At 60.8% G+C, this 25,027-nt stretch carries 30 protein-coding genes and 1 pseudogene; 22 read left to right on the top strand and 9 right to left on the bottom strand.

Going from position 1 to position 25,027, the window contains the following annotated elements:
• The first annotated feature begins 28 nt into the window (after positions 1-28).
• The 8 genes from KHO33_RS13075 to hutC all read left to right on the top strand — a co-directional run bounded on the left by KHO33_RS13075 (position 29) and on the right by hutC (position 7,296).
• Entirely contained in the window at positions 29-802 is a 774-nt protein-coding gene (locus tag KHO33_RS13075) for an electron transfer flavoprotein subunit beta/FixA family protein (RefSeq protein ID WP_200565806.1), read from the top strand.
• Positions 799-1,734 (top strand): electron transfer flavoprotein subunit alpha/FixB family protein, encoded by a 936-nt coding sequence (locus KHO33_RS42785; RefSeq protein WP_200565729.1) that lies wholly within the window; start codon positions 799-801, stop codon positions 1,732-1,734. Before KHO33_RS13075 ends, KHO33_RS42785 begins: the two co-directional genes overlap by 4 nt.
• A 345-nt stretch (positions 1,735-2,079) precedes the next feature.
• Positions 2,080-2,931, top strand: a complete 852-nt coding sequence (locus KHO33_RS13085; protein ID WP_054041182.1) for a substrate-binding periplasmic protein — start codon at positions 2,080-2,082, stop codon at positions 2,929-2,931.
• Positions 2,898-3,680 (top strand): amino acid ABC transporter permease, encoded by a 783-nt coding sequence (locus KHO33_RS13090; RefSeq protein ID WP_200565730.1) that lies wholly within the window; start codon positions 2,898-2,900, stop codon positions 3,678-3,680. The genes KHO33_RS13085 and KHO33_RS13090 overlap by 34 nt, the downstream gene beginning before the upstream one ends.
• The gene (locus tag KHO33_RS13095) at positions 3,670-4,464 is read left to right on the top strand and encodes an amino acid ABC transporter ATP-binding protein (protein WP_234480631.1); all 795 of its coding nucleotides are present in this window, start codon (positions 3,670-3,672) and stop codon (positions 4,462-4,464) included. Before KHO33_RS13090 ends, KHO33_RS13095 begins: the two co-directional genes overlap by 11 nt.
• Before the next feature lie 38 nt (positions 4,465-4,502).
• Positions 4,503-5,357, top strand: coding sequence for a phytanoyl-CoA dioxygenase family protein (locus KHO33_RS13100; RefSeq protein ID WP_200565731.1), 855 nt, complete (start codon positions 4,503-4,505; stop codon positions 5,355-5,357).
• Positions 5,354-6,493: a histidinol-phosphate transaminase gene (gene hisC, locus KHO33_RS13105; RefSeq protein WP_200565732.1), complete on the top strand. Its 1,140-nt coding sequence runs from the start codon at positions 5,354-5,356 to the stop codon at positions 6,491-6,493. Before KHO33_RS13100 ends, hisC begins: the two co-directional genes overlap by 4 nt.
• A 50-nt stretch (positions 6,494-6,543) precedes the next feature.
• Positions 6,544-7,296 (top strand): histidine utilization repressor, encoded by a 753-nt coding sequence (gene hutC, locus KHO33_RS13110; RefSeq protein WP_200565733.1) that lies wholly within the window; start codon positions 6,544-6,546, stop codon positions 7,294-7,296.
• 16 nt (positions 7,297-7,312) lie between these two features.
• Here the strand turns inward: hutC and KHO33_RS13115 are convergent, their stop codons facing one another.
• Positions 7,313-7,906, bottom strand: coding sequence for a TetR/AcrR family transcriptional regulator (locus KHO33_RS13115; protein WP_200565734.1), 594 nt, complete (start codon positions 7,904-7,906; stop codon positions 7,313-7,315).
• Positions 7,907-8,084: 178 nt separating this feature from the next.
• Between KHO33_RS13115 and KHO33_RS13120 the strand changes: the two genes are divergently transcribed.
• The 11 genes from KHO33_RS13120 to KHO33_RS13170 all read left to right on the top strand — a co-directional run bounded on the left by KHO33_RS13120 (position 8,085) and on the right by KHO33_RS13170 (position 17,692).
• Positions 8,085-8,636 carry a sigma-70 family RNA polymerase sigma factor gene (locus KHO33_RS13120; protein ID WP_200565735.1) on the top strand — a complete coding sequence of 184 codons (552 nt, stop codon included), beginning with the start codon at positions 8,085-8,087 and terminating at the stop codon, positions 8,634-8,636.
• Positions 8,633-9,274 carry a DUF1109 domain-containing protein gene (locus tag KHO33_RS13125; protein ID WP_200565736.1) on the top strand — a complete coding sequence of 214 codons (642 nt, stop codon included), beginning with the start codon at positions 8,633-8,635 and terminating at the stop codon, positions 9,272-9,274. The genes KHO33_RS13120 and KHO33_RS13125 overlap by 4 nt, the downstream gene beginning before the upstream one ends.
• A gap of 159 nt (positions 9,275-9,433) precedes the next feature.
• Entirely contained in the window at positions 9,434-9,745 is a 312-nt protein-coding gene (locus KHO33_RS13130) for a BufA1 family periplasmic bufferin-type metallophore (RefSeq protein ID WP_054041172.1), read from the top strand.
• Between the two features lie 32 nt (positions 9,746-9,777).
• Entirely contained in the window at positions 9,778-10,710 is a 933-nt protein-coding gene (gene bufB, locus KHO33_RS13135) for an MNIO family bufferin maturase (protein ID WP_200565737.1), read from the top strand.
• A complete protein-coding gene (locus KHO33_RS13140) occupies positions 10,700-11,479 on the top strand; it encodes an HvfC/BufC N-terminal domain-containing protein (protein WP_200565738.1) in 780 nt (259 codons plus the stop codon). Before bufB ends, KHO33_RS13140 begins: the two co-directional genes overlap by 11 nt.
• A 5-nt stretch (positions 11,480-11,484) precedes the next feature.
• Positions 11,485-11,991 carry a DoxX family protein gene (locus tag KHO33_RS13145; RefSeq protein ID WP_200565739.1) on the top strand — a complete coding sequence of 169 codons (507 nt, stop codon included), beginning with the start codon at positions 11,485-11,487 and terminating at the stop codon, positions 11,989-11,991.
• A gap of 45 nt (positions 11,992-12,036) precedes the next feature.
• Complete coding sequence (locus KHO33_RS13150; protein ID WP_200565740.1) at positions 12,037-12,678, top strand: DUF1109 domain-containing protein; 642 nt, start codon at positions 12,037-12,039, stop codon at positions 12,676-12,678.
• Positions 12,679-13,184: 506 nt separating this feature from the next.
• Positions 13,185-14,843, top strand: a complete 1,659-nt coding sequence (locus KHO33_RS13155; RefSeq protein WP_200565741.1) for an FAD-dependent oxidoreductase — start codon at positions 13,185-13,187, stop codon at positions 14,841-14,843.
• A gap of 312 nt (positions 14,844-15,155) precedes the next feature.
• A complete protein-coding gene (locus KHO33_RS13160) occupies positions 15,156-15,608 on the top strand; it encodes a FecR family protein (RefSeq protein ID WP_054036790.1) in 453 nt (150 codons plus the stop codon).
• A 15-nt stretch (positions 15,609-15,623) separates the two neighbouring features.
• Complete coding sequence (locus tag KHO33_RS13165; RefSeq protein ID WP_200565742.1) at positions 15,624-16,238, top strand: OmpA family protein; 615 nt, start codon at positions 15,624-15,626, stop codon at positions 16,236-16,238.
• 38 nt (positions 16,239-16,276) lie between these two features.
• Complete coding sequence (locus tag KHO33_RS13170; RefSeq protein ID WP_200565743.1) at positions 16,277-17,692, top strand: CHASE2 domain-containing protein; 1,416 nt, start codon at positions 16,277-16,279, stop codon at positions 17,690-17,692.
• Positions 17,693-17,816: 124 nt separating this feature from the next.
• On the opposite strand, the gene KHO33_RS13175 is transcribed toward KHO33_RS13170, so the two are convergent.
• Positions 17,817-18,152, bottom strand: coding sequence for an NADPH-dependent F420 reductase (locus KHO33_RS13175; RefSeq protein ID WP_211629214.1), 336 nt, complete (start codon positions 18,150-18,152; stop codon positions 17,817-17,819).
• A gap of 16 nt (positions 18,153-18,168) precedes the next feature.
• Positions 18,169-18,783: an FMN-dependent NADH-azoreductase gene (locus KHO33_RS13180; protein WP_054036991.1), complete on the bottom strand. Its 615-nt coding sequence runs from the start codon at positions 18,781-18,783 to the stop codon at positions 18,169-18,171.
• A 127-nt stretch (positions 18,784-18,910) separates the two neighbouring features.
• Between KHO33_RS13180 and KHO33_RS13185 the strand changes: the two genes are divergently transcribed.
• Entirely contained in the window at positions 18,911-19,828 is a 918-nt protein-coding gene (locus KHO33_RS13185; protein WP_200565745.1) for a LysR family transcriptional regulator, read from the top strand.
• Positions 19,829-19,952: 124 nt separating this feature from the next.
• Here KHO33_RS13185 and KHO33_RS13190 read toward each other — a convergent pair whose 3' ends face one another.
• The 3 genes from KHO33_RS13190 to KHO33_RS13200 form a co-directional block, all read right to left on the bottom strand.
• Positions 19,953-20,585, bottom strand: a complete 633-nt coding sequence (locus KHO33_RS13190; RefSeq protein ID WP_200565746.1) for a class I SAM-dependent methyltransferase — start codon at positions 20,583-20,585, stop codon at positions 19,953-19,955.
• A gap of 107 nt (positions 20,586-20,692) precedes the next feature.
• Positions 20,693-21,106 carry a nuclear transport factor 2 family protein gene (locus KHO33_RS13195; protein ID WP_200565747.1) on the bottom strand — a complete coding sequence of 138 codons (414 nt, stop codon included), beginning with the start codon at positions 21,104-21,106 and terminating at the stop codon, positions 20,693-20,695.
• 196 nt (positions 21,107-21,302) lie between these two features.
• Positions 21,303-22,055 carry an SDR family NAD(P)-dependent oxidoreductase gene (locus KHO33_RS13200; protein WP_083086790.1) on the bottom strand — a complete coding sequence of 251 codons (753 nt, stop codon included), beginning with the start codon at positions 22,053-22,055 and terminating at the stop codon, positions 21,303-21,305.
• A gap of 156 nt (positions 22,056-22,211) precedes the next feature.
• Here KHO33_RS13200 and KHO33_RS13205 point away from each other — a divergent pair, with 156 nt between their 5' ends.
• A complete protein-coding gene (locus KHO33_RS13205) occupies positions 22,212-22,805 on the top strand; it encodes a TetR/AcrR family transcriptional regulator (RefSeq protein ID WP_200565748.1) in 594 nt (197 codons plus the stop codon).
• Between the two features lie 30 nt (positions 22,806-22,835).
• Here KHO33_RS13205 and KHO33_RS13210 read toward each other — a convergent pair whose 3' ends face one another.
• The gene (locus tag KHO33_RS13210; RefSeq protein WP_200565749.1) at positions 22,836-23,435 is read right to left on the bottom strand and encodes an NADPH-dependent F420 reductase; all 600 of its coding nucleotides are present in this window, start codon (positions 23,433-23,435) and stop codon (positions 22,836-22,838) included.
• 17 nt (positions 23,436-23,452) lie between these two features.
• Positions 23,453-24,187 (bottom strand): SDR family NAD(P)-dependent oxidoreductase, encoded by a 735-nt coding sequence (locus tag KHO33_RS13215; RefSeq protein ID WP_200565750.1) that lies wholly within the window; start codon positions 24,185-24,187, stop codon positions 23,453-23,455.
• Positions 24,188-24,298: 111 nt separating this feature from the next.
• Between KHO33_RS13215 and KHO33_RS13220 the strand changes: the two genes are divergently transcribed.
• Positions 24,299-24,661: a winged helix-turn-helix transcriptional regulator gene (locus tag KHO33_RS13220; protein WP_054036797.1), complete on the top strand. Its 363-nt coding sequence runs from the start codon at positions 24,299-24,301 to the stop codon at positions 24,659-24,661.
• A 12-nt stretch (positions 24,662-24,673) separates the two neighbouring features.
• On the opposite strand, the pseudogene KHO33_RS13225 reads toward KHO33_RS13220, so the two are convergent.
• A pseudogene (locus KHO33_RS13225) lies at positions 24,674-24,833 on the bottom strand (DUF3363 domain-containing protein); the annotation flags it as partial.
• Between the last annotated feature and the right edge of the window lie 194 nt (positions 24,834-25,027).

The raw sequence follows: 25,027 nt of genomic DNA on the forward strand, positions 1-25,027 counted from the left end.
TCGATGGATGGATGCTCAAGTCATGACAATCAACATACTGGTTCCAGTCAAACGCGTCGTCGATGCCAACGTACGCGTGAGGGTCTCGTCGAACGGGTCGATCGACACCACCGGCCTCAAGATGTCGCTCAACCCGTTCGACGAGTGTGCGGTCGAAAAGGCAGTGCAACTCAGGGAAGCCGGCGTTGCGTCGAAGGTGACGGTGATCACGTGCGGCACGCAAGCCAGCCAGGACGTCTTGCGCACGGCACTGGCAATGGGCGCGGACGATGCCGTGCTGATCGACACATCGGCGGCAACCGCCGCGCTGGATTCGCTGGCGGTGGCGCGTCTGCTGAACGCTCACATGGCGAGCCGGCAATATGGCCTCGTGCTGTGCGGCAAGCAGGCGATCGACGGCGATATCGGCGGTGTCGCCGCCATGCTAGCCGCGCTGCTCGACTGGCCGCAAGCGTTGAACGCAGGCGCACTCTCGGCGGATGGCACAGGCTGGTCCGTCATGTGCGACGACGACACCGGCACGGCGACGTGGCTGCTCGAGGGTCCGGCTGTCGTCAGCGCGGATCTGCGCCTTGCCGACCCGCGCCGCGTGACCTTGCCGAGCATCGTCAAGGCGAAGCAGAAGCCGCTCGCGATCGTGGACGCCACCACGCTGGCAATCGATCTGACGCCCCAGAGCCATATCGTCAAGCTCAGCGATCCGCCGGTCCGTCAGCCCGGCATCAAGGTCGCCGACAGCGCCGCGCTCATCGCGGCGCTCGCAGAACGGCGCGTATTCGATCAAGCAGGAGTCACCGCATGAGAAGCCTTGTCGTAGCTGAAAGCGAAAACGGCCGCGTGGCCGACGCGACGCTTCGCGTCATCACCGCGGTCATGCAACGCGGCCTGCCGGTCGATGTGCTCTTGCCGGATGCCTCGCTTGCATCCACGGTCGAAAAGATTGCAGGTGTCGAGCGCGTTATCGTGATGACTGACGCGATGAACGAGGACGTTGTGCCTGAAACGCTCGCCGCGCAGTTGCACGCGATGCATGGATCGTACTCGTTGATCGCCGCAAGTCATCGGACGCTGGGCCGTAGCACCCTGCCACGCGCCGCGGCGCTTGTCGGCGGTGCGTTCATTCCGGATGTGATCGCGGTGGAAGGCGAAGGCGCGTTCGTGCGCAGCCTGTATGCCGGAAGCGTCATCGCCAATGTGAACACGGCCAGCGCCGTGACGTTCGCGACGTTTCGGGCGTCGTCGTTCGCACCCGCGGCCGACAGCGGCGGCAACGCGCAACGCGTGACGCTCGAACCGGCTGCCGGCTTTAGCCGAACGAAGCTCGTCGAGCGCCATGCATCAGCACGGACTGGCCGCGAATTGCCCGACGCGCGGATCGTCGTTGCGGGCGGGCGCGGTCTGGCATCGAAAGACAACATGGATCGGCTCGGCGAACTGGCGGAAAAGATCGGCGCGGCGCTCGGCGCATCGCGGGCCGCGGTGGATGCCGGCTACGCGCCGAATACCGCACAGGTCGGGCAAACCGGCAAGATGGTCGCACCCGACGTCTACCTTGCATTCGGCATCTCCGGCGCGATTCAGCATCTGGCCGGGATGAAGGACTCGAAGACCATTGTGGCGATCAATAAAGATCCGGACGCACCGATCTTTTCGGTCGCGGACATCGGGCTCGTCGGCGATCTGTTCGAAGTGGTGAGCGAGATCGAAGCGCATGTAAGCGCAGCTCAGGTGTAAAGCCCTCACCAAAATCCGCAGGCTCAAAGAACGGCCGAATCTCGATCTCTGAATCACCCACCACCGGATTCGGCCACGCATCGCGTTAAACCCGGCTGATCGCGCAACGCGATTCCCGCGCCGAAAGAACGTTCACACCCTCCCCCTCCGATTTGCACTCAGGCCACCAACCTGATGTGCGAGTGCCGACTTTCCCTCCGTTATCGACGCCGAAAAAAAGCTTGGCTATTTTTTATGATGCAGTATAGTCCGGTCTAGACCGCATCGCGAATGGACTTCATCGAGGTATCGCGGACGCGCACAACGTTTCCCCAAGCCGTTCCCTTTCTGCACGGAGTGTTCGCCATGAATCGTCTGATCGCGTTATGTGCCGCCGCCGTCCTGTCCAGCTCCGCATTTCCAGTCGCCGCGGGGTGTCTGGACGACGTGAAGTCGAGCGGTGTCCTGACAGCGGGCAACGGCCTGATGGGCACCCGCCCTTTCGTCTGGCAAAACGAAGACGGCAGCTATGGCGGCTTCGAGGCCGATATGCTGAAGGAGGTGGGCAAACGCATCGGCGTGCCGAAGACGGACTTCGTCGTCACCGAATGGAGCACGCTGATTCCCGGGCTGAAATCGAAGCGCTGGGACATCATCTTTTCATCGATGTCGGCCACGCAGGAGCGCATCCAGAGCGCAAACGTGCGTTTCTCGCGGCCCTACTTCCTGCTCTATGACGAAATCATTGTCAAAACCGATTCGCCGATCCAGTCATTCGCAGATCTGAAGAACCGGAAGGTTGCCACAACGCTCGGCACCAACGATTCGGTGAACGCGCACCGGCTCGCGACCGAAGGTCAGATCGGCGAAGTCATGGACTTCAATTCGTTCGGCGAGCCGTTCATGGCCCTGCAAAACGGCCAGGTCGACGCGGTACTGCTCGATCAGGGCACCCTGCTCGGCCAACGCGAGAAGATGAAAAATCTGCGCGTTGTCGGTCAGCCGATCTACTACCACCCGAAGCCCGAATGGGTCGACGCCGAGAACAAGGCGAACTATAAATTCGGCACGAGTGCCGCAGCGGTGCGCGCAGAGTGCAGCGATCTGCTCACCGCGATCAATGGCGCGCTGCAATCGATGGATCAGGACGGCACGCGCCAGAAGATCCTGACGAAGTACGGTGCATGGTCGCCGGAGCAAGCGGTGCTGACGAAGTAATCGCGCCGATCATGAGCGAGTTCTTCTTTACGCTGATTCCGCGCTACTTTCCGTTCCTGCTGAAGGGCGCGTGGGTGACGATCGAACTGTCGGTCATCAGCATGACGTGTGCGATTGCGCTCGGCCTCGCGGTCGCGCTAGGCCGGCTGTCGTCACGGCGCTGGCTTGACTGGCTGCTGCGCGCTTATGTCGAGATCTGGCGCGATGTACCGCTGGTGGTTCAGTTGCTGGTGATCTACTTCACGTTGCCGCAGGTCGGCTTGACCTTGCCGGGATTCTGGGCGGGCGTGCTTGGCCTCGCGCTGAACCTCGGCGCGTATCTTTCGGAAGTGTTCCGCGCAGCGATCCAGGCGGTAGACAACGGTCAGCGTGAAGCGGGGCTGACCATCGGCATGTCGCACACGATGATCTACCGGCGGGTGATTCTTCCTCAAGCGCTGAAGGTTGCGCTCCCCACGATCGGCGGCTATTTCATTTCGTTGCTGAAAGATTCGTCCTTGGTGTCGTTCATCGCGGTCAACGAATTGCTGAGGCACGGCACGATTGTGATCGCCGATACCTTCATGAGCATGCAGGTCTATCTGATGGTCGCGATCATCTACTTCGCAATGAGCTTTGCTGCCGCACGCGGCGTGCGATGGATCGAGCAGAAGTTCACCCCGGTACACCGCGGCGGCAAGCGCGTGTCGACACAGATTCCCGCAGGCAAGGCCGGCGCAACGAGCACGGAGCCCAATCTTGAAACCTGATCTGAACGGGAAGGCGAATCCTTCAACGTCTATTCTCGAAGTGCGCGCACTCGAAAAATCGTTCGGCGCGGTGCGGGTGCTCAAAGGCATCGACCTGCGTATCCGGCCCGGCGAGGTCAGTTTCTTCATCGGTCCGAGTGGCGGGGGCAAGTCCACGCTGCTCCGTTGCATCAATTTTCTGGACATGCCGACCGGTGGTGAAATCCATTTCGACGGCGAACGGCTTTGTCACCAGGATGGCGCCACGTTTCGCACGAAGCCGGAAGCGCAGTTGCGCATCGCACGGCGCAAGATGCCGATGGTGTTTCAGCAATTCAACCTGTTCGCTCATCGCACCGTGCTCGAAAACGTGATCGAAGGGCCGATCCACGTGCAGCGTCGCCAACGCGACGAAGTCATCAGCGAGGCCTCGGCGATCCTGCATCAGGTTGGCCTCGGCAATCGCCTTGGCTACTACCCAGACCAGTTGTCAGGCGGCCAGCGCCAGCGTGTTGCGATCGCGCGTGCACTGGCGATGAAACCGAAAGTCGTCCTGTTCGACGAGCCGACCTCGGCGCTCGATCCGGAGCTTGTCGCGGGCGTGCTCGACACGATTCGCACCCTTGCGGATGCGGGTTTGACGCTTGCCATCGTTACCCATGAGATGGCGTTCGCGCGCAAGCTCGCCGACACGATTCATTTTGTCGCCGACGGCGTCATTCTGGAGTCAGGCACCCCTGACTCGATTCTCGGCGCGACAGGAAACAGCCGCATCGCCGATTTCATTCGGGCAGTTGAGCGGTGAGCAGCGTGCAATGTCAATCACATACAAAGGAAACGGAGATGTCTGAAACCATTCAACAGCGCGTCGCGCGCGCGGTGACCGACGATCTGGTGCGGGCGTTTCGCGTCGACGGCGCGGTGTGCATTCGCAATATTTTCTCCGCGGATGAACTGGCGATGCTACGCGAGGCCATCGACCGCAACATCGCCCAACCGAGTCCGCGTGCAAAAGTGGCGAGCCGGCCGGACGATCCAGGCTGGTTTTTCGAGGACTTCTGCAACTGGCAGGATAACGACGGTTATCGGCGTTTCATCATGGAGTCGCCCGCGCCGAGCGTTGCCGGAGCGTTGATGGGCGGCGAAGCGGCCCGCTTCTATCACGACCATCTGCTGGTGAAGGAGCCGAACACGCGCCAGCGCACGCCGTGGCACCAGGACCAGCCGTACTACAACATCACCGGCGATCAGAACGTGAGCATGTGGATTCCCGTCGATCCGGTCGCGCGAGCGTCAACACTCGAATTTGTCGCGGGTTCGCATCGCGGGCCGTGGCTAATGCCGCGCACGTTCATTGCCAACGAGGCGAAGTGGTTTCCCGAAGGCAGCCTGACCGATTTGCCCGATATCGAAAGCAATCGCGACGCGTATCCGATCATTGGCTGGGAACTCGAACCCGGCGATATGGTGTGCTTTCATATGCTGACCTTGCATGCATCGGGCGGCGTTGGTGGCAACCGTCGGCGCCGCGCGTTTTCGCTGCGCTTTATCGGCGACGATGTCCGTCACCAGCCACGCCCGTGGCGCACCTCGCCGGAGTTTCCAGGTCTGCGCGAGACGCTCGCCGAAGGCGCGCCGATGGCGCACCCGCTGTTTCCGATCGTGTGGCGCGCAGAACAGGGACAGGTGGGCGCATGAGCGAAGCGAAAAGCGAGTTGGACGGCGCCGTGAAAAACGCACCGGTGCCCGCGCATATCCGTGCGTTGCCGCTCTATGTACCGGGCCGCTCCGAGCAATCGGTTGCGCGCGAATATGGTCTTGCGCGCATCATCAAGCTGGCGTCGAATGAAAATCCGCTAGGCTGCAGCCCGCATGTCGCGCAAGCGTTAGCCGAGCAGTTCAGCGGCGCGAATACCGCTCTCGCGCGCTATCCGGATAGCGATGCATTCGATCTGCGCAACGCGCTTGCCCACTATCATGGCGTGCCGGCCAACCACATCGCGGTGACGAACGGGTCCCACGAATTGATCGATCTGTGCGCGGCGTTGAGTCTGCGTGCCGGCACCGCCGGCCTCTATTCGCAGTACGCATTTCAGGCCTATCCGATCAGTATCAAGGCGCGCGGCGCTGCCGCAATTGAAGTGCCCGCGTCCGATTACCGTCACGATCCTGCCGCGATGCGCGCGGCGTTGACCCCTGCGACGCGCCTCGTCTACATCTGCAACCCCAACAATCCAACGGGTACGCTGCTGTCCCCGGCGGAGATCGAAGTCATTCTGGATTCGGTCGGTCCGGATACGCTCGTGGTACTCGATGAAGCGTATATCGACTACGTCGATCCCACGCTGCGGCCCGATTCGATATCACTGCTTGCGCGTTATCCGCAACTGGTCGTCGCGCGAACGTTTTCGAAGGCATACGGGTTGGCGTCGCTGCGAGTCGGCTACGGCATCATGCATCCCGATCTTGTCGATGCCATTGCTCGAATCCGCCCGACGTTCAGCGTCAATGCACTCGCGCAGCGCGCGGCATTGGCGGCGCTCGCCGATCGCGCGTTCCTGCAACGCACACAGAGCCTGAACCGAGCAGGCGTTACGCAAATCACCCAGGCGCTGGAGCGTCAGGGCATTCCATTCATCCCAACGCACGCGAATTTCATTACGATTGGCCTGAATGACGCAAAGACGGTGGCCCAACGGCTGCTGCAGGCCGGCATCGTGGTCCGGCCGCTCGGCGCATACGAACTGGACAACCTTATCCGTGTGACCGTCGGTACCGAAGAGGAAAATGATATGTTTCTGCGCGCATTGTTTGCGGCGCTTGAGCGAGACTGAAAGCGTAATAGAATCGGTGTCGCTCAATTCGGAATCGAAGGGTAGTACATATGGCTCAAAAACCCGGTGCGCCGTTTCAGCAGATCAAGGCCGTTGTGCGCGACAAGGTTCGTGCGGGCGAATGGGGCGTTGGCGAGCGCATCCCGTCGGAGATCGATCTGGCGACGGCGTTCGGGGTCGCACGCATGACGGTCAATCGCGCTCTACGCGAACTGACCGCCGAGGGCGAACTCGAACGCGTGGCCGGCGTCGGCACGTTCGTCGCCGAAGGCAAACCGCAGTCGAACCTTCTGATGATCGCCCATATTCGCGATGAGATTCGCTCGCGAGGGCACGAGTATGCCTGCAAGGTCATTACGCTCGTGCGCGAAGCCGCTTCGGTCGAGGTCGCTGCCGCGTTCGGGTTGCCGAGGAATACGCCGGTGTTTCATCTGACATGCGTACATCTGGAAAACGGGCGGCCCATTCAGTTTGAAGATCGGTATGTGAACCCCGCTGCTGCGCCAGATTTTCTCACGCAGGATTTCACGGCCGAGCCGCCATCGCAGTATCTCTACAACAACGTGTCCCACTACGAACTGGAAATCGAGCATATCGTCGACGCCTGTTTGCCGACGCCTGAACAGGCAGCGCTGCTCGAGATGCGAACCGACGAACCTTGCTTGATGCTGACGCGTCGCACCTGGACCGGCGGCACGCCGGTGACACTCGCCCACTTTGTGCATCCTGGCAAACGGTATCGGCTCGGTTCGCGCTTCAAACCGAATTCGATGCCGGGCCAGGGCTTGGCCAGGGGCCGCTGAGGGGCACACCCAGGCGTCAGTCGGGTTTGGGCTCGAGAAGCGCCAGTGCGGGCCGTACAACGCCCTCCAGCAGCGCACGTTCCGGCCTTGTCCGGGCAAGCACCCGTATGCCGAGATGGAGTCCTAGCAGCAGGCGCGCAAGATCATCAGCAGACTGGGCAGTCGAAATCTCGCCAGCCTGTTGACCCGCGTGCACACAGCGCCGGAAAAACGCTTCTACCGCCACCAGCACATTGGCGATCATCGTCTGGAAACCGGCATCGTGTGGTGCAACCTCAAGTGCCGAATTCACCAGCAGACATCCCTTACGATCCCTGTCGCTGACCGATCGCTCGACGATTTCCCGAAAGAATGCCTTGATGGCATCAAGAGGCGGCAGGCTCCGCTCGAATCTCGACACCCGGTCGCCGAAGCTATTTTCTATGTAGTGGGCCAGCGCCCGCTGAAACAACGAACGTTTGTCCCCGAACGCGTTGTAGAGGCTCGCCCCCGTAATGCCCATGCACTGCGCGAGATCGCGCACAGAAGTCGCCTCGTAGCCGTAGACCCAGAACTGGTGGGCGGCTGCATCGAGGACCGCATTTTCATCGAATTCCCGTGGTCGGACCATGCTTACTCCAGCCATCGCGCAACGTCTTCCCGGTCGGGATTGCAACGTCACACACGTTGCGATATTCTAAATCATCCGATCTAAAACAACCTGGAGCCATAGCAAACCTGCTTTGGTGCCGCACGACAGCCAGCACGCGCGCATCAGGCGGTCTGAGAACGCAACGCACAGGAACATCATGACCGTGTACTCCGCAGAGGAGCGTCTGAAAACGTTGTTCGTCTCGGGCCTGGCAGGCAACGCATCCGAGTACCGCTCGTTTTTGTCCGAACTGACGCGTCATCTGCGTGGCTATCTTCGCAAGCGGATTCCCCAGCTTCACGACGACGTCGAGGATCTCGTTCAGGAAATCCTGCTGGCCGTGCATAATGCACGTCATACATACCGGCCGGATGAGCCGCTGACCGCGTGGGTCCACGCGATCGCGCGCTATAAACTGATGGATTTCTTCAGAACGCGTGCGCGACGGGAGTCGCTGCATGACCCCCTTGACGAGCACGACGACATTTTCGCCGAGTCCGCCGACGAACCGACCGATGCCCATCGCGACATCGGGAAACTGCTCGATCACCTGCCGGACAAGCAGCGGCTCTCGATCGTGCACGTCAAGCTGCAGGGACTTTCAGTTGCCGAAGCTTCCCGCTTGACGGGGCTCTCGGAGTCGGCCGTCAAGGTCAGCATCCATAGGGGTCTCAAGGCTCTGGCCACGTACGTCCGGAGAATGGCATGAGAACAGATGACCTCGTCGGATTGCTCTCGACCGGCATAACGCCCGCAAAAAGCGGCACGGTGGCCCGTCGGTTCGGCATCTCATTGCCGATTGCCGCTATTGGCGCGACGGCGTTGATGGCTACCGTATTCGGCGTTCGCCCCGATCTGAGCGCCATCATCAAAACCGCAATCTTCTGGGAAAAGCTGGCGTTTCCGCTATGCCTCGCAATCGGCGCCCTGATTGCAACCGTCCGGCTGGCACGCCCCGGCGCCAAGGTCGGAACCGGATGGCCCATCATGGCAATACCGGTTGTAATCGTCTGGATTGCAGCCATAGCGGTGCTCGTCAGCGCCGCACCGCAAGACCGGTTGCCCGCGATACTCGGGCAGTCCTGGCGCGCATGCCCGTTCAATATTCTTCTGCTGGCCGTTCCGGGCTTCTTTGCCATCTTCTGGGCTGTCAAAGGACTGGCGCCGACCCGTCTACGGCTCGCCGGCGCCATCTCGGGTCTGCTCGCAAGCTCGATCGCCACGGTCGCGTACTGCTTTCATTGCCCCGAGATGAACCCTGCGTTCTGGAGCATCTGGTATGTGGTCGGCATGCTGCTTCCGGCCGCGCTCGGGGCGGTGCTGGGTCCCAAACTGCTTCGGTGGTGAATTCCTGGGCAGCTCGTTGATCGGGCGGCTTGATTTCGTTGCTTCGCAGGTCGAAAGCAAAAAAAAGATGACTTGCCTGTAACCGGACGTCTCCAGTCCACGAATTAGAGGATGTATCCAGCACGGGTACTCCTCTATCTCAACTTCTGGAGAAATTCCATGTCCGCTAAAGCCACTGTCAGTTCCGCCCTCCTCGCCGGCGTAGTCGCGAGCCTGCTCGCATCCGTCGCCCACGCTGCACCGCTGACGAGCGCGGAGGCAAGCGCCGCTGTCGCCGCTCACAAGGAAAAGTGCTATGGCGTCGCCCTGAAAGGGCAGAACGATTGCGCCGCCGGTCCTGGCACCACGTGTCAAGGTACGTCCGCAATGGATTTCCAGGGCAACTCATGGAAGTTCGTTCAAGGTGGCACCTGCACGAGCATCGCCGTGCCGGGTGGCGGCCATGGCTCCCTCACTGCTCTGAAGTCCTGATCCGGCAAACGACGACAGGAAAGGGGGCGGCCATGACCGATTTCACCCGAACAACGCCAGCCGGAATCGGCGAGCGCGGCTGCCCCTCCAGTGTGACCGCTGCGGAACGGCAGTTTGTCGGCACCAGTTTCAAGCATGAACATCTTGCCGCGATTCTCGCGGACGGACTGAAGGACGGCTTCTTCGAAGTCCACGCTGAAAACTATATGGGCGCTGGCGGTCCCCCGCATCGGGCGCTAGCGGCTATCCGCGAGAACTACCCGATCTCTATTCACGGCGTGTGTATGTCGATCGGCGGCCCTCATGCGCTGGACGCGGCTCATCTCACGCGCTTTCGCGATCTGATTGCACGCTACGAACCCACGCTAGTGTCCGAGCATCTCGCGTGGTCCTCACATGGCGGAACGTTTTTTAACGACCTCCTGCCTTTGCCTTACACGAAAGAAACGCTCGAGCATGTGTGCGCACACATCGACCAGGTTCAGCACGCGATCAAACGCCCCATTCTTCTTGAGAACCCGTCGACTTATGTCGCTTTCGAGTCGTCGACAATGAGCGAAACCGAATTCATCCGTGCTGTCGTTCAACGCACCGGATGCGGCCTGCTACTGGACGTCAACAACGTTTTCGTTTCGGCAATCAATCATGGTTTCTCCGCCGCAGCGTACCTCGACGCATTGCCGCTTGAAGCCGTGGGCGAAATACACCTGGCCGGGCACAGCGAGCAACGCGACGACGAAAACGAACTGCTGCTTATCGATAGCCACGACCGCGCCATCTCCGACCCAGTCTGGAATCTTTACAGGCATGTCGTATCGAGGATTGGCCCCAGGCCGGCACTGATCGAATGGGATAGCAATCTTCCCGCATGGCCCGTGTTGCGGGATCAAGCAACGACAGCACGGCAAATCATGGCGGAGCACGGGATGTCACTCGCGCGGGAACTCATCAGCCATGAAGCCTGAAAATCATTCATGCCAGTACGCCACGGCGTTTGCGCCGGGACTGATCGACCCAGCGATCGCAGCGCCTGAAGAGCTGGTGGCTGCACCAGGGAAGCGTGTCGTCAAGCGCTACAACATTTATCGGAACAACGTCACGGTCAGCCTCATTGATGCACTGGCAGCGATCTACCCGGCTATCCAGCGCATCACTGGCGTCGACTTCTTCAGGGCGATGGCCCGTTTCCATGTTCGCGCGACGCCGCCTGTTTCGCCGTTACTGTTCGAGTACGGGCGGGATTTTCCTGCCTTCATCGAGTCCTACGAATACGCCCGCGAGATGCCATGGCTTGCGGACACGGCGCGCATCGAGCGCGCGTGGCTGGATGCCTATCACGCGGCGGACCTGCCTGTGCTTGCTGCCGAGGCGCTAGGAGATATCGAGCCCGCGTCGTTGGCCGGGCTGCGCTTCAGGCCGCACCCTGCGGCGCGGATCGTGCGTTCAGCCTATCCGGCCGTTGCCATCTTCGCGATGAATCGCACGGATGGTCCTGTTTCCCCGCTACGGTCGAACGAACCTGAGGATGCACTCGTGACGCGACCGGAGCAGGACGTCATCGTCTCGCGCCTGCCGGCGGGAGGTGCAACGTTCCTTATCGCCCTTCTCGCGGGCGCGTCACTAGGCGAAGCAGTCGCGACTGCATTTGAAGAAACCTCTTCCTTCGATCTCCAGGCCAACATGGCAGGGATGATCTCGGCTGGCGTTTTTTCCGCCATTCAACATGGAGATTGATCAAGATGACACCGGACACACAACAGGCAAAACTGCCCTTTCCAGGCGTGGTGATATCCGCGATTGGTGCGGCGAAGCGGCTGATCCAACATCTCGCGCAACCGTGGCTCGTTCAACTCGTGCTTCGGATTGCGCTGGCCGTACCGTTCTGGAAATCGGGCATTCTTAAATGGCACGGCTTCCTGCAACTGAACGACACGGCAATCGATCTGTTCACTCAGGAGTTCCAGTTGCATCTGCCAGGCGGCCCCTACCCGTTTCCCGCTCCGGCCGTGTTTGCATTTCTGTCGGGCTGCGGTGAGGTGACATTCCCGGTGTTGCTCGTGCTGGGCTTCGGAACCCGGTTCGCCGCAGCCGGCCTGATTCTGATGACGTGCATCATCGAGCTGACGGTGCCGGACGGCTGGCCTATCCATCTCACCTGGGTAGCCATGGCATTGGGAATTGCCGCTTGGGGACCAGGCCGGATATCCATTGACTATCTGCTGGGTGACAGGTCGTTCAGGCCCTGACCCGAAGTTTTCGTCGAATCCTTGGGCCGCTCCCCACTGAACAACATGAGAACTTCGGATCTGATAATTAGGCTGACTAATGGTCTTACGACGATTGAGCCGAATTCCGTTTCGAAGAGACTTAATCGGTCGCTAAGCGTGGGGCTTGCCGGCAGCATGGCGATGCTGGTGGTCATTTACGGCATCCGCAGCGACATGCCGGAATTGCTGTTGACGACGATGTTCTGGATACGGCTCGCGTTTCCGGTAGCAACACTCATCACCGCATTGCAACTCGCCGGGCGTCTCGGACGTCCCGGCGTGCCCGTCAAGCTCGCATGGTTCGCAGTCGCACTACCCTTCATTGCCATGTTGCTGGTTGCCTCGTTCATGCTGATCGCGACTCCACCAGGCTATCGCCTGGCGCTGATGCTGGGCACAACATGGCGAGTCGCCACTGCGAATATCGTGCTGCTTTCCCTGCCTTCACTTGCCGCCGTGATGCATGGCATGAAGGGCCTCGCCCCTACCCGCCTTGCACTGGCGGGTGCCGGCGCCGGGTTGCTCGCCGGTGCGCAAGGCTCGCTCGTGTACTCGCTTTACTGCTCAGAGATGTCCGTACCGTTCTGGGGTACCTGGTACGTACTGGGCATTGTCATAACCGCTGGTCTAGGTGCTGTATTTGCTCCGCTCTACTTGCGGTGGTAGTCCGGCGAGGGCCCGAAGCGAAATCGCGTCGCAGGAAAGCCGGCTTTTTTTTGATCAATACGGATTGGACGTGCTGACTGGGCACAGAGTCAACGCTTGCTGCAATATTGCGCTGTGGACACGCATTTCCGCCGCACATCGATCCCTGCGAAGTTGAACGTCGGCTATGGAGAAGGCAACTCTAAACCCCGGCCACCTCGGAAGATCACCTGGCGCCAGCGCCGCCCGTAGTCCGGCAACTGGCTCCCGCGGATAAACAATTCGCCTCCGGAGGTCATATACTGGTTACGTCTGCCTGCTGTCTGTGGTGCGGTTGTGGCATTCGTTCGCATAACTACTCGAGCAGTATCAGCGCGTTCGACGAGGGAAGACTCACGGCGTTGTGCCCGCCTCGCGTCGAACCTTAGGTGGCTGAGCGGTGTGCGCGCGCATGTTCTTTTTGTCAGACAGACGACCCGTAAGCTCCTGGACCGAGCTTCACCTCACTTGCCTGTTTGGACAAAGCCATGCTGACAATCGACGACATCCGGGCGATTCCACTGTTCTCAACACTCCCCGACAACGAACTGGAACATCTCGCGCACACGTGCGCGGACCTCCATCTGTGCGCGGGCGAATTCGCGGTCCATGAAGGTGGAGAGCGCGCGCTGTACGCCGTTCTGACCGGCAAGATGGAAGTCATCAAGACGTTCGACGGTATCGAGCGCACGCTGGGATGGCGTCTGCCCGGCACCATCTTTGGCGAAGTGCCGCTCGCGCTGAGTTCGCCGTTTCCGGGCGCCTATCGGGCCGCGGAGCCATCGCGTGTCATGCGCGTGGACGCCCAGCGTTACTACGTACTTGCTGCCGCATCGCCGGAAATTGCGTTGAAGATGGGCGCCCTCGCGCGCGAGCGCATCGGCGGACTGCAGGGACTCTCCGCCGAGCCACCCAAGCCCCGCGTGACCATGGTTGGCAATCGCTGGGACACCGCTTGTACCGCGTTGCGTCAGTTCCTGGCCCGCAACCAGATCAGTTGCGACTGGATGACGCCCGATGCGTCCGAACTGCCGGCGCGCTGGCCTGGAACCTGTCCGTCAGAGGAGGATTGCCCGGCGTTGCGGCTGATCGACGGGACGGTGCTGAGCCGACCTACGACACGGGAGCTTGCGGAGTTGCTGGGTCTGCAGACACAGCCTCGCCTTGCCGAATACGACACGATGATCATCGGTGGCGGGCCGGCCGGTCTCGCTGCGGCCGTGTATGGTGCGTCGGAAGGCTTGCGCACCGTGGTGGTGGAGCGCGAAGCGCCAGGCGGGCAGGCCGGAACTTCCTCACGTATTGAAAACTACCTCGGCTTTCCCAACGGTGTGTCGGGCGACGAACTCGCGAGCCGTGCACTGCAGCAGGCAAGGCGGCTGGGTGCAGAGATTCTGGTGACACGGTCTGTTACTCGAATCGATGTCGATGGGCGTAACGTTCACCTCGACGAAGGCGACGTCATCCGGGCGCGAACGATCATTCTTGCGACTGGCGTCACGTGGCGCCGCCTCGCGATCGACGGCTTCGACCGGTTTATCGGTAAAGGCATTTACTACGGCGCCTCGCGCAGCGAAGCGAGCGCGACTCACGGACTCGATGTCTATCTGATTGGCGGTGGAAACTCGGCCGGCCAGGCCGCTTTGTATTTTGCCAATCATGCACGCATGATTACGCTCGTCTTACGAGGCGATTCACTTGAGAAGAGCATGTCTCGCTATCTGGTCGAGCAGCTTCGCGGGAAGTCGAACGTAGCGGTGCAACTGCGATCGGAAGTTGTCGGCGCACACGGCGATACCCATCTGACAGCGATCGACGTACGCGATGGGTTGAGCGCAGAAGTGAGTCGGCACGACTGTGGCGGATTGTTCGTGTTCATCGGCGCCGACGCAGAGACCGAGTGGTTGCCGGAGGAAATCGCACGCGACGTCCGCGGATATGTTCTGACCGGCGACGACGTCGTCAAGGCGGGACGCTGGTCCCATAGCCGGGATCCCTACCTCCTCGAATCGAGTGTTCCCGGCGTGTTTGCCTGTGGGGATGTGAGATTGAGCCCGGTCAAGCGGGTCGCTTCAGCGGTCGGTGAAGGCAGCATGGCGATCGCGTTCGCCCACAAATATCTGCAGCACGACGCCAGACAGCATTGAGTGCCGCCTTGAGTGCCGCAGTGAGGCGAATGGGTGCAACCGGCCATCTACGGTCGATAGCCGTTAGCCGGCTGCCAAAGAAGTGTCTGGGGCGATATGCGCGGAAGCGCACAGAGTCATCTGAATCGGGTCCATACTCTGTTCGGTGCAGCAGACAGATCTCCACCGGACATTCGCGAGCCGTATTTCTGCATGTCCTTCACACACCCCAGCTCGACGAGCAATGGGGGAATGATCGCTCACAACACCAGGTCGACATCGGGGCCCCGCGCTACTCCGCGGAAAGCAACTTTACGCAATCAGGTGCCACCGATGCGTCTTCGAGCCATCAAATATGCGCTGACTCTTGCCTGCGGGTGCATCGCTGTCGCCAATGTACTTGCCGCCGATGCTGCCGGCGTCGTGAAGACCCTTAAAGGCACGGTGCAGATCGAACGGACTGGAGGAAGTTCGGGTGCGGCCATCGGCAGCGAGGTTTACGGCAGCGATCGCATAGTGACCGGCCCGGAATCTTCCGTCGGAATCACGCTGCGTGACGCCACCCAACTCTCTGCCGGCGCCAACACCATCCTCGAGCTCAACAAATTCGCGTTCAACACCACGACCCATGACGGGGTGCTCGACGCCTCCATCAAACGCGGTTCCCTGGCTGTTATTTCCGGGAAGTTGGCGAAGGCGAATCCGGATGCGGTCCGTTTCAGCACGCCGACTACCACGCTAGGCGTGCGCGGCACCGAATTCATCATCGAAGTCGGCGATAAATAAAGGGGAGGTGGCACGTTGAAGGCTGCAATTCGACATCACGGGCTGGCCTTTGCCGCGGCATGCGTCCTGCTGCCTTTCTTCGCCGGGTGCAGCACGCCGGACAAAATTATTCTATTGCCGGATCCTGATGGCAAAGTCGGAGCAGTCATTGTCCACAGCGCCACCGGAGAGCAGAAAATAGACAAGGCCTACGCCGGGGTCGACGTCACCAAGGGCGGCGCCATCGAAAAAACGATGGGTAGCCAGGCCACCGTGGAGACACGATATGGCGCACTACTTGAGGCCCGGCCGCCTCGTCCCCAGGCGTTCACGATCTTTTTTCTCTTTGATTCCGCCACCGAATTGGCCCCTGAGTCGTCAGCCACGGTTAAACAGCTAAAGGCCGTCCTCGCGACCTGGCCCGCGCCGCAGCTCGTGGTGGTCGGTCATACTGACCTGGCGGGTTCTCAGGAATTCAATGACCAACTCTCCATGCAGCGGGCGAAGACGGTTGCAGCGTTCCTGATCAAGCAAGGCATTCCTGCCCAGCAAATAGAGACCGCGGCCCGGGGCAAACGCGAGCCACTGGTGCCCACGGCAGATGGTGTTCCCAATCGCATGAACCGGCGCGCAGTCATCACAATCCAATGATCCGCGCCAGTCATCGGCGCTGAATGGCCTTTCCGTCGATGAAACGCTATTTCGACCCATGGCACGCCCGGATCAGGAATCTGCTGAAGGTGGCCCAGGGGCGTCCGGTGGCACTGGTGGTGTTGTTCGGCCTGAGCCTGCTCAACCTGTGCAGCGAATGGCCGAGCGATATAGCACGTCCCGCTTTCGTAGACACGCTCGATGAGACGCTTCCCGACTCCTTTAAAACAGCCCGGCAAATTCTGTTCGATCAGTATCAACGTCACTACCCACGGATTCCGACGGCTCAGCCGGTGACCATTGTCGAGATTGATGAAGAGACGCTCGCAACCACCGGTCAATGGCCCTGGCCGCGAAATCGACTCGCGAGCCTGATCGATGCCATCGCGGCACTGAAACCGCTGGCTATCGGTCTCGACATTTACATGCCGGAGCCGGATCAGACTTCTCCCGACAAGGTGGCTGGCAATCTGCCGGAAACGGCTGCGGCGCTGGCCGCCGGCTTGCGGGCCCTGCCCAGTCACGAAGCCATTCTCGCGAGATCGTTGCGCGCAGCGCCGACCATACTGGGTGCCGCGGCGCTCGATCATGCTGCTTTCGGCACCCGCACCGATCTGCGAAGCGCGCCGATCCGCGTTCACGGCACCGACCCACTGGGCTACGTGCAGCGTTTCGACTATGTTCTCGGCAGCCTGCCGGAACTGCAGGCCGCGGCCCACGGGCAGGCAATGCTGAGCGTAGCGCTCGAACAAGGCGTAGTCCGGCACGTTCCGCTCGTCACGGGGTTGCGGGAGAAACTGGTCCCCGGTCTGCCGATGGAAATGCTCCGCCTCGCCACGGATTCATCGGCGATTGACGTCTTTGCGGATACATCGGGCGTGCAAGCGGTGGGGGTCGCCGATGTGCTGGTGCCCACGCAGCCCGGAGGGGACATCTGGCTGCATTTCGCGTCTATCCGGTCGACGCTGAGCCGCTACGTGTCGGCACGGGACGTCATGCAGAGAATAGTCGACCCGGAACGGATCCGGGACAAACTGGTGCTGGTCGGACTGACCGGCGCCGGCGTGACTGACATGCGCACGACGGCGCTAGGGGAACTGGTGCCGGGTATCGAGATTCAGGCGCAGGTCATCGAGACGATTGTCGAGGGACGGTTTCTGCGCCGCCCCACCTGGCTGAAATGGGCAGAATGCGCCTTCATCATGACGTTCGGGCTGCTGATCATCTGGTATGTGCCTCGCCCCCAATCCCGCTTCGCGGCGCTCATCAGAGCCGTCCCCAAGGGCGTCGCCGCTCTGGGTATAGGCCTGCATCTGCTGAATCTTCTGTGCTGCTTCTTTATTTTCGTGCGCTTCGGACTGCTCGTCGATGCAGCCTCGATTTTCATTATCCTGTCCGCGGTCATGGGCTGCTTCCTGTCACCCGCGTTACTCCGTGTAGAGGAACCCGATTGATTTCCGGAAAACCAACCAAATAACTTCCGTTTTGGGTCGTTCAAGCGATCAAACCTACATTATTTCGCTGGCCTGTTACCCAAATAACTTCCGCCATCGCAGGAGCGCGACCAAGCCAGCAGTTTCAAGACGGCTTTGAACAGTCCCAGTCAACAACGTCTAGGCGAGCGTCCCGAATTCGGCTTGGGGCGTTCGTCCCGTCGACGAGGATGCGGCCGCTCCAGTCGATACCCTTGAGCGCCTCCGGCGCATCCGCCCAATTCGTGGCGAGGATCGCCACATCGCATTCCGCAGCGTCCTGCCTGGATCCTGCGCTGGCGGCCGGACCCAGATCGGCGACGAGCCCCGCTAACGCCTCCGGCCCCCGCGAACTGGACAGGACGACCTCATGGCCCGCACCGAGAAAATGACGACCTATGGTCGTAGCCATGCGACCGGCGCCGATGAACCCAACTTTCATGACCATTTCTCCGAGATCAACCGACGACTCGAGCAGCCGCGGCCGATGCAATCACTTCGCCGAACGCCTCCACCGCCGTCTCGCCTGACGTTCCAGCGCGCGCCGATCCGGCGAGTACGATGTCCAGATCTGTAATTCCGATGAACCCCAGCACCTGACGGAGGTAGCTGCTGGCGTGATCGTAGCCTTCGATCGGAGAGCCAGGACTGAAATCACCCCCGCTCGCAAGAATGACGGTGGCCTTCTTGCCGGTTAGCTGCCCGACATTGTCGACAACCGTGACGCCAACCCGGACGATATGGTCGATGTAGGCCTTCAGCACCGCCGGGATGGTGAAGTTGTACATCGGTGTGGCGATGATGATGCGATCAGCTGCTCGCAACTCGGCGACCAAATCGTTGGAAATCTTGATGGCCGCAGCGCTCTCCGGCGAATGTTGCTCCGGGGGCGTAAACGCGCCGCCAATCCATGGCAGATCGACAAACGGCAGATTGGTCTTCATCAGATCGCGTTCAATGGCTTTGCCGCCGGGGTGTGCGGCCAGCCATTTCTCGACGAACACCGCCGAGAGCTTGCGGGAGGTCGAGTATTCGTGGCGAGGGCTTACCTGTATCGCGAGAAGTGTCGGCATTTCGATCTGTTTCCTATCAGCTTTGAAGCGTCGCCCAAGTGGGCTTGCGTGATACGCAAGATAGGGAAAGTGAATCATCTTGAAAACTGACAAAATATCGCTTCTATCCATCTAAGGAGTAGATGAGGTGCTCGACACCGTCTCAATCAACCAACTTCACACCTTCGTCGCGGTGTGTGAGGAGATGAGCTTCACTGGCGCGGCCCGCCGGCTTCGGCGAGCCCAATCCGCCGTTAGCCACGCGATCTCCGCCTTGGAAACCGCGCTAGGCCTGGAACTCTTTCAGCGAGATGCCCGGAAGGCCGAGCTCACCGTTGCAGGACGGGGCCTTCTTCCTGACGCGCGAGCCGTGATTGCACGTATGGAAGAGATGAAGAACCGGGCGAAGTCGATGTCGGCGGAAGGCGTGCCGAGCCTCTCGATCGCCGTCGATACGTATTTCCCAAGGGGGCGCCTGATCGACTGCCTGCGTGCACTCGAACGCGAATCGCCAACGGCCGCCATTAGCCTGCGCATGGTCACCATGCAGGGTGGTGAGGCGCTGGTACTGGCAGGCAGCTGCTCGCTCGCGATTACCGTTTCAGACGTGCCCGAGATCAAGAAAGGCGCGATCGAGAGGCACTGGCTTTGCGAAGCAGAGATGGTCACCGTGTGTGCGCCGACCCATCCGTTAGCGAATATCGAGCGGCCAATCTCCCGCGAACAATTTGGTCAGCATGTGCAGTTGGTGGTGACAGACAACCAGCCGGGTGCAGAGAAGATCCAGATGGGCGTAGCAGGAGAGCGCCAGTGGCTCGTCAACGACCTCGGCGCGAAACGTGACCTTCTGATTTCGGGGCTCAGCTGGGGCCACATGCCTGCGAACCTGGTCGCTGAAGACCTGGCTGTTGGTCGTCTGGTCGAGCTTCGTCGCCGAGCATGGCACCTCCGCCCTCTTGTGTTTGTCCTCTCGCGCATGCGCGGCAGCGAGCTTTCTCCGTTTGAAGAGCGTGCCGTGCAGCTTCTGGCGGATCGGGCGATGTCAGACTCTTCGCAATATCCTTGAGATCGGACATTCAGTCCCGCGCGCGGCCAAATTCGGCTTGAGCGCGTTCCAGTTCAGCGCCATAGGTCAGCGCCCAAGTTTGCACCCATTGGGGAGGTCGACATGAAGTTGGTACCGGGATCTGTCAGGGCTTCACGAACCGATAGGCGAAGCGATCGGTCTCGCCCTTGATCGCAGGATCGAACACCTTGATCGAGTGCGGATCGTCCTTGTTCGCGAGCATGGTGCTTTCCGCGTCCAGTACGAAGCCGGCGGCCTCCACCTCCTCGCGAACGGACGCAGGCTCGATCCGATGCAGCGACTGGGCGTCGCTCGTGCCCTGCCCGACGGCGGCGGCGTGGTCCACGATGACGTAGTACCCGCCGGGCTTGAGCTGCTCGTAGACCACTCGATTGAAGTGGGCCGCCGTCGCGCCCCTGGCCTGCATCAGCGGTGTGTGGAGATCGTGATAGAACAGATGCAGCCAGAGGACATCCGCTGGTTGCGTGACCTTCGGCATCGCGATGAGATCCGCCGAGACGGCTTCCACGTTCTCTCGACCCGGCTCCGTTGCAAGCGTCCGCATGCGGCCGACCGGATCGTTCTTGAAGTGGGCGACTTCGGCCGGTACGAAGCTGTAGACCCGTCCTTTGGGTCCCACGATGTCGGAGAAGAGACGGGTCCAGTCGCCGTCGCCTGGGTAAACGTCGATGACGGTGGAGTCCGCACCGACTCGTGCAAACCGGATCAACTCGGATAGCTTGGGTTGGTCGTACATAGAGATTTCCTTTACGGTTGGGTATTCGACGAGCGCGCGGCATGCGAGGGGACGATCCACGGCTGATCCACCGTCTATCCCGACCCGATGGCCGCAGATGGCCAGCGCTACGCCGGCCCGGACATGTCCCTCTGCGAGGCCCGCGCCAGTGCTTGCGTGTCGATGTACTCCCGGATGCTCGTCAGTTTGCCGTCACGGACCGTGATGGCGAAGATCCAGTTGTCCTCGAACGTCTTGTTCGTGGCTTTGATCGTCCCCCTGGCGAAGCCGACGACCACGACCCTGTCTCCTTGCGCGATGAACTCCCGGGGTTCCGTGGACGTTTCTATCGACTTGGATGCGGTCTCAAGCAAATCCGCCAGCCCCGAGTGTCCGTGGCGCGTTCCGGCCAACGGCCAGTCCTCGCCCGGAATGATCCACTCGATGTCTTCGGCGGCCAGCGCCAGCAGACCCTTTCTGTCGCCGCGGCCGATCGCGGCGAAGAAGTCCTTCACGGTCTGGACGTTCTTATCGGTACTCATCGGATTTTCTCCATTTCTCTCGGATCGGGTCGCGCGCGAAGTGTCTCAATCAGGCTCGCCGTCAATATCCGTCGCCCCTATCGGCCTGTCGTCGGTCACGTCGATCAAACGCCTCAACAAGCGCCCGGCCGATATTGCAGAAACGTGGTCCCAAGACTGGCGCGGCTTGTGGGCCAGCCACCGGAGCGCGCCGGGGTCAGACCTGCGCCATGCCTCCATCGACGGCGAGATCCACACCCGTGATGTAGGAACTTTCATCGGAAGCGAGGAACGTGACTGCCGCCGCGATTTCCTCGGGCATGCCTCTGCGGCCCATCGGGATCTGCGCGGTGAACTGTGCGACTGCCTGCTCGGCCTGTTCAGCGGTAAGGCCTGTCGTCGTCGCCAAGGCCGGGGTGTCGATCGCTCCGGGACTCATGGCATTCACGCGGATCTTGCGGTCTTTCAATTCCATAGTCCAGCCGCGCGCGAAGTTGCGTACAGCCGCCTTACTCGCGGCGTAAGCAGTAAATCCCGGAAGCCCGAGCACGTTTGAGACCGAAGAGTTCAGGATGATCGAACCGCCGTCTCTGAAGAGGGGAAGGGCCTTCTGCACCGTAAAGAACATTCCCTTCACGTTCACGTCGAAGGTCTGGTCGAAATGGCCCTCGGTAGCTACCGCGAGCGGCGCGATTGTCCCTGCGCCCGCGTTCGCGAAGAGAACGTCAATGTGACCATGCTTCTCTTTCACCACGGCATAGAGCCGGTCCAGATCTTCCAGGCTCGACACGTCGCCCACGACCGTCGTAACGTTTCTCTCGATGGCGGCGGCGGCCTCCTGCAGCTCTTTCTCTCGCCGCCCGGTGATCACGACGTGCGCACCTTCTTCCACGAAGCGCCTGGCTGTGGCCAAGCCAATCCCGCTGCTTCCGCCCGTGATGACTGCAACCTTACCTTCCAATTTCTTCATGATCTTTCGCCTTTCGTTTGAGGTGTCAGCAGCGCCGCTGTTCCCATGGGTACAAAGGCGCTGTATCATTTGGACCACCGATCCAGATCCTGATTCGCAGCATCCGGACCAGTGATCCAAATATACGGATCAGCGATCCGTTTGTCAAGGAACCCCATGCGAGCCGACGCCCAAAAAAATTACAGCCATCTACTTGCAGTCGCGCACGACGTTGTCGCCGAGCACGGTGTCGACGCGTCGATGCGAGATATCGCCCGCCGGGCTAGCGTCGGGTTGGCGACACTGCTGCGTCATTTCCCGACGCGAGAAGCCTTGTTCGACGCGTTGTTGTGTACGAATCTGGACGAACTGACGCGGAAGGCAGGCGAACTCGAAACGTCGAACTCACCTGACGAAGCGCTCGTGTCCTGGTTTCGCGAATGGATCGCATTTGCCCAAAGCTATAGGGGCGTTGTCGCCCTGATGGCGGCAGCTCATACCAACCCGGACTCCGCGCTTTACGCTTCATGCGCAGCCGTGCACTCAGCGAGCGCACGGCTGCTGCTGCGTGCCCAAGCCGAAGGGACGGCACGTGCCGATATGAACGGGGACGACATGTTCGGCTTGATGGCGGCGCTCGGCTGGCTTGTCGATCTGCCCTCATTCGCGCCACGGGCAGATCATCTTGTTCACCTTATTACGAGCGCCATCCTGACAAACTGGCCCAGCAACGATGTCAAAAAGAAAGGCGTCAAAAAGGCAGTGCGCTGAGTCAGATCGGGCTAGAAGGATTGGTGGAGATCACTCGAACTTGACCAAGTCCTTGAAGATCAGTTGACCCCAGCTATTGCCGCGCGCCTGCACAAGCAGTCCACCTTCTGAAAGTCCACCAAGTTTGATCGGCGCGAAGCCGAGTTTTTCTGCAAGCGCACCAATCTCCGCTGCGGCACTGTCATCGTCGCTCGCCAGGAACACGACTCTCCTGCCGCCATGCACGGCCGGGTCTTGGGCAAGGGTCGCCGCGACCAAATGATTGAAACCCTTGACCAGCCGGCCGCCCCTGAAACCCTGCGCGATGAACCTCGACGAAGGTTGCCCTCCCAGTTCCTCGGGGGACACCCCGTAGGCATTGGTCACATCGACGACGATTTTCCCTTGCCAATTGGGCAGCGCTTTCGCGACTTCCTGATGCGACTCGAAACGGACGGCCAAAAAGAGGATGTCCGCCTTGACGGCTTCGGCCAGGGTCTTGGGAATGACCGTGGACCCGATCGCAGCCGCATCAGACGCAAAGCTTGCCGGGTCGCGCGTGGTGGCAATGGACACTTCGATGCCGTTGCGGGCAAACGCCTTGGCGAGCGCCTGACCAATCTTGCCGAAGCCGATGATGGCGTAGCTCATGTGCCTCTCCTTCCGCGTCAGAGTTGCGCCAAGCCGCCGTCAACGGCGACCTCACTAGCGGTCATGAAGCTGCTGTCCGACGACGCGAGGAAGGCGGCTGCCGCCCCAATCTCTGACGGATCAGCCATGCGCTGAAGCGGAGTCATCGCACCGTAGGCCTTCTGGCCCTCCTCGCCCAACGCCTCCTTGGCAAGTTCGGTCGCTGTCGCCCCGGGCGACAGCACATTCACCCGGATGCCGGTGCCCTTAAGATCCTCCGCCCAAGTCTTCGCCAGGTTGCGCACTGCTGCCTTGCTCGCGCTATAGGCAGTGAATCCCGGGGCACCCGTGGTGCCGGCGCTCGATCCGGTCAGGATGATCGAACCCCCCGGGCTCATCAGCTGCAGCGCCTTCTGAACCGTGAAGATCGTCCCTTTCACGTTGGTGTCGAATGTTTCGTCAATGTGCTTGGCGGTGATCTGGCCGAGCGGAACCGGGCTTCCCGTCCCGGCGTTGGCGAAAACGATGTCGAGGGTTCCGCGCTCCGCCTTCACCGCCGCGTAGAGACGGTCGAGGTCGGCCTCATCCGAGACCGAGCCCTTCACCGCGCGGGCATTGGGCCCGAGCTCGGCCACGGCGGCGTCGAGCGCTTCCTGCCGGCGGCCGAAGATGAAGACGAAAGCGCCTTCCTCGATGAAACGCTTTGCTGCGGCAAAACCGATGCCGGTAGCACCGCCGGTGATCACGGCGGTCTTTCCATTCAGTCTGGTCATGTCATGCATCCTTCGTTGAGGTGTACAGAAGCAGGGACCTGCTTACTTGAAGTAAGTATGCTGTTCTGATAACCTGACGACAAGTATGCACTTTTAGGTAAGTATCAAAAAATGACGACGCCACCTGAAATCTGCGACACCGGCTGCGGGCTCAATGCCACGCTCCGTATCATCTCGGGCAAGTGGAAACCGCTGATCCTGTTTTTCCTGCGCGACGGCCCGAAGCGCTATGGCGAACTCAGGCGCCTGGTCGAGGGCGTCAGCGACAAGGTGCTGATCCAGCAGTTGAAGGATCTCGAAGCTGATCGCGTGCTGGCGCGCAACGACTACAAGGAGGTGCCGCCTCGCGTGGACTACGCGCTGACCCCGCTTGGCCGCAGCTTGGCCGAAGCGATCATCCCGCTGTGCACTTGGGGAACCGAACACGCGGTGGAAATGGCAAGCATCTTCGCCGCGCGTGATGCCTTGCCCTAGTCGGGTGCTCAATCAGCCAATCGCTGGGCCTCGTTGTCCTCCAATCCCCAAAGACACACTGCCGCCTCGCGCTGTGGCGGCGAGTTGCTGGCCCAGCCGCTCTTCGATTACCGGCCGCCACGGCACCAGGCATGAATCCCATGCCGTCGTCCAGCATCGCGTAGCGTCCGCTGTCCACCTTTTCGCCGTGGGCGATGGTATAGACATAGACGGCTCTGGTGCAAACAGGTGGTGAAGCCGAGACGTCTCCAATATATAAGGATGCCTTATTTATTTAACAGGATGGCGTTCCAGACGGCAGGTGCAGCAGCATCCTTGAGCCCCTTATTACCTGAAGACCGACCTCGACCGTGCAAAGCTGCTAGT

The sequence above is a fragment of the Paraburkholderia nemoris genome (assembly GCF_905221015.1).
GTDB classification, from domain to species: Bacteria; Pseudomonadota; Gammaproteobacteria; order Burkholderiales; family Burkholderiaceae; genus Paraburkholderia; species Paraburkholderia nemoris.

What these genes read in the sequence shown, in the direction of transcription:
- KHO33_RS13120 (WP_200565735.1), top strand. Translation starts at nt 8,085, where the DNA reads ATGACCGTGTACTCCGCAGAGGAGCGTCTGAAAACGTTGTTCGTCTCG.
- KHO33_RS13210 (WP_200565749.1), bottom strand. Translation starts at nt 23,435, where the DNA reads ATGAGCTACGCCATCATCGGCTTCGGCAAGATTGGTCAGGCGCTCGCC.
- KHO33_RS13115 (WP_200565734.1), bottom strand. Translation starts at nt 7,906, where the DNA reads ATGGTCCGACCACGGGAATTCGATGAAAATGCGGTCCTCGATGCAGCC.
- KHO33_RS13220 (WP_054036797.1), top strand. Translation starts at nt 24,299, where the DNA reads ATGACGACGCCACCTGAAATCTGCGACACCGGCTGCGGGCTCAATGCC.
- KHO33_RS13085 (WP_054041182.1), top strand. Translation starts at nt 2,080, where the DNA reads ATGAATCGTCTGATCGCGTTATGTGCCGCCGCCGTCCTGTCCAGCTCC.
- hutC (WP_200565733.1), top strand. Translation starts at nt 6,544, where the DNA reads ATGGCTCAAAAACCCGGTGCGCCGTTTCAGCAGATCAAGGCCGTTGTG.
- bufB (WP_200565737.1), top strand. Translation starts at nt 9,778, where the DNA reads ATGACCGATTTCACCCGAACAACGCCAGCCGGAATCGGCGAGCGCGGC.
- KHO33_RS13140 (WP_200565738.1), top strand. Translation starts at nt 10,700, where the DNA reads ATGAAGCCTGAAAATCATTCATGCCAGTACGCCACGGCGTTTGCGCCG.
- KHO33_RS42785 (WP_200565729.1), top strand. Translation starts at nt 799, where the DNA reads ATGAGAAGCCTTGTCGTAGCTGAAAGCGAAAACGGCCGCGTGGCCGAC.
- KHO33_RS13170 (WP_200565743.1), top strand. Translation starts at nt 16,277, where the DNA reads ATGAAACGCTATTTCGACCCATGGCACGCCCGGATCAGGAATCTGCTG.
- KHO33_RS13100 (WP_200565731.1), top strand. Translation starts at nt 4,503, where the DNA reads ATGTCTGAAACCATTCAACAGCGCGTCGCGCGCGCGGTGACCGACGAT.
- hisC (WP_200565732.1), top strand. Translation starts at nt 5,354, where the DNA reads ATGAGCGAAGCGAAAAGCGAGTTGGACGGCGCCGTGAAAAACGCACCG.
- KHO33_RS13180 (WP_054036991.1), bottom strand. Translation starts at nt 18,783, where the DNA reads ATGCCGACACTTCTCGCGATACAGGTAAGCCCTCGCCACGAATACTCG.
- KHO33_RS13215 (WP_200565750.1), bottom strand. Translation starts at nt 24,187, where the DNA reads ATGACCAGACTGAATGGAAAGACCGCCGTGATCACCGGCGGTGCTACC.
- KHO33_RS13130 (WP_054041172.1), top strand. Translation starts at nt 9,434, where the DNA reads ATGTCCGCTAAAGCCACTGTCAGTTCCGCCCTCCTCGCCGGCGTAGTC.
- KHO33_RS13190 (WP_200565746.1), bottom strand. Translation starts at nt 20,585, where the DNA reads ATGTACGACCAACCCAAGCTATCCGAGTTGATCCGGTTTGCACGAGTC.
- KHO33_RS13145 (WP_200565739.1), top strand. Translation starts at nt 11,485, where the DNA reads ATGACACCGGACACACAACAGGCAAAACTGCCCTTTCCAGGCGTGGTG.
- KHO33_RS13195 (WP_200565747.1), bottom strand. Translation starts at nt 21,106, where the DNA reads ATGAGTACCGATAAGAACGTCCAGACCGTGAAGGACTTCTTCGCCGCG.
- KHO33_RS13205 (WP_200565748.1), top strand. Translation starts at nt 22,212, where the DNA reads ATGCGAGCCGACGCCCAAAAAAATTACAGCCATCTACTTGCAGTCGCG.
- KHO33_RS13200 (WP_083086790.1), bottom strand. Translation starts at nt 22,055, where the DNA reads ATGAAGAAATTGGAAGGTAAGGTTGCAGTCATCACGGGCGGAAGCAGC.
- KHO33_RS13160 (WP_054036790.1), top strand. Translation starts at nt 15,156, where the DNA reads ATGCGTCTTCGAGCCATCAAATATGCGCTGACTCTTGCCTGCGGGTGC.
- KHO33_RS13125 (WP_200565736.1), top strand. Translation starts at nt 8,633, where the DNA reads ATGAGAACAGATGACCTCGTCGGATTGCTCTCGACCGGCATAACGCCC.
- KHO33_RS13155 (WP_200565741.1), top strand. Translation starts at nt 13,185, where the DNA reads ATGCTGACAATCGACGACATCCGGGCGATTCCACTGTTCTCAACACTC.
- KHO33_RS13175 (WP_211629214.1), bottom strand. Translation starts at nt 18,152, where the DNA reads ATGAAAGTTGGGTTCATCGGCGCCGGTCGCATGGCTACGACCATAGGT.
- KHO33_RS13090 (WP_200565730.1), top strand. Translation starts at nt 2,898, where the DNA reads ATGGTCGCCGGAGCAAGCGGTGCTGACGAAGTAATCGCGCCGATCATG.
- KHO33_RS13150 (WP_200565740.1), top strand. Translation starts at nt 12,037, where the DNA reads ATGAGAACTTCGGATCTGATAATTAGGCTGACTAATGGTCTTACGACG.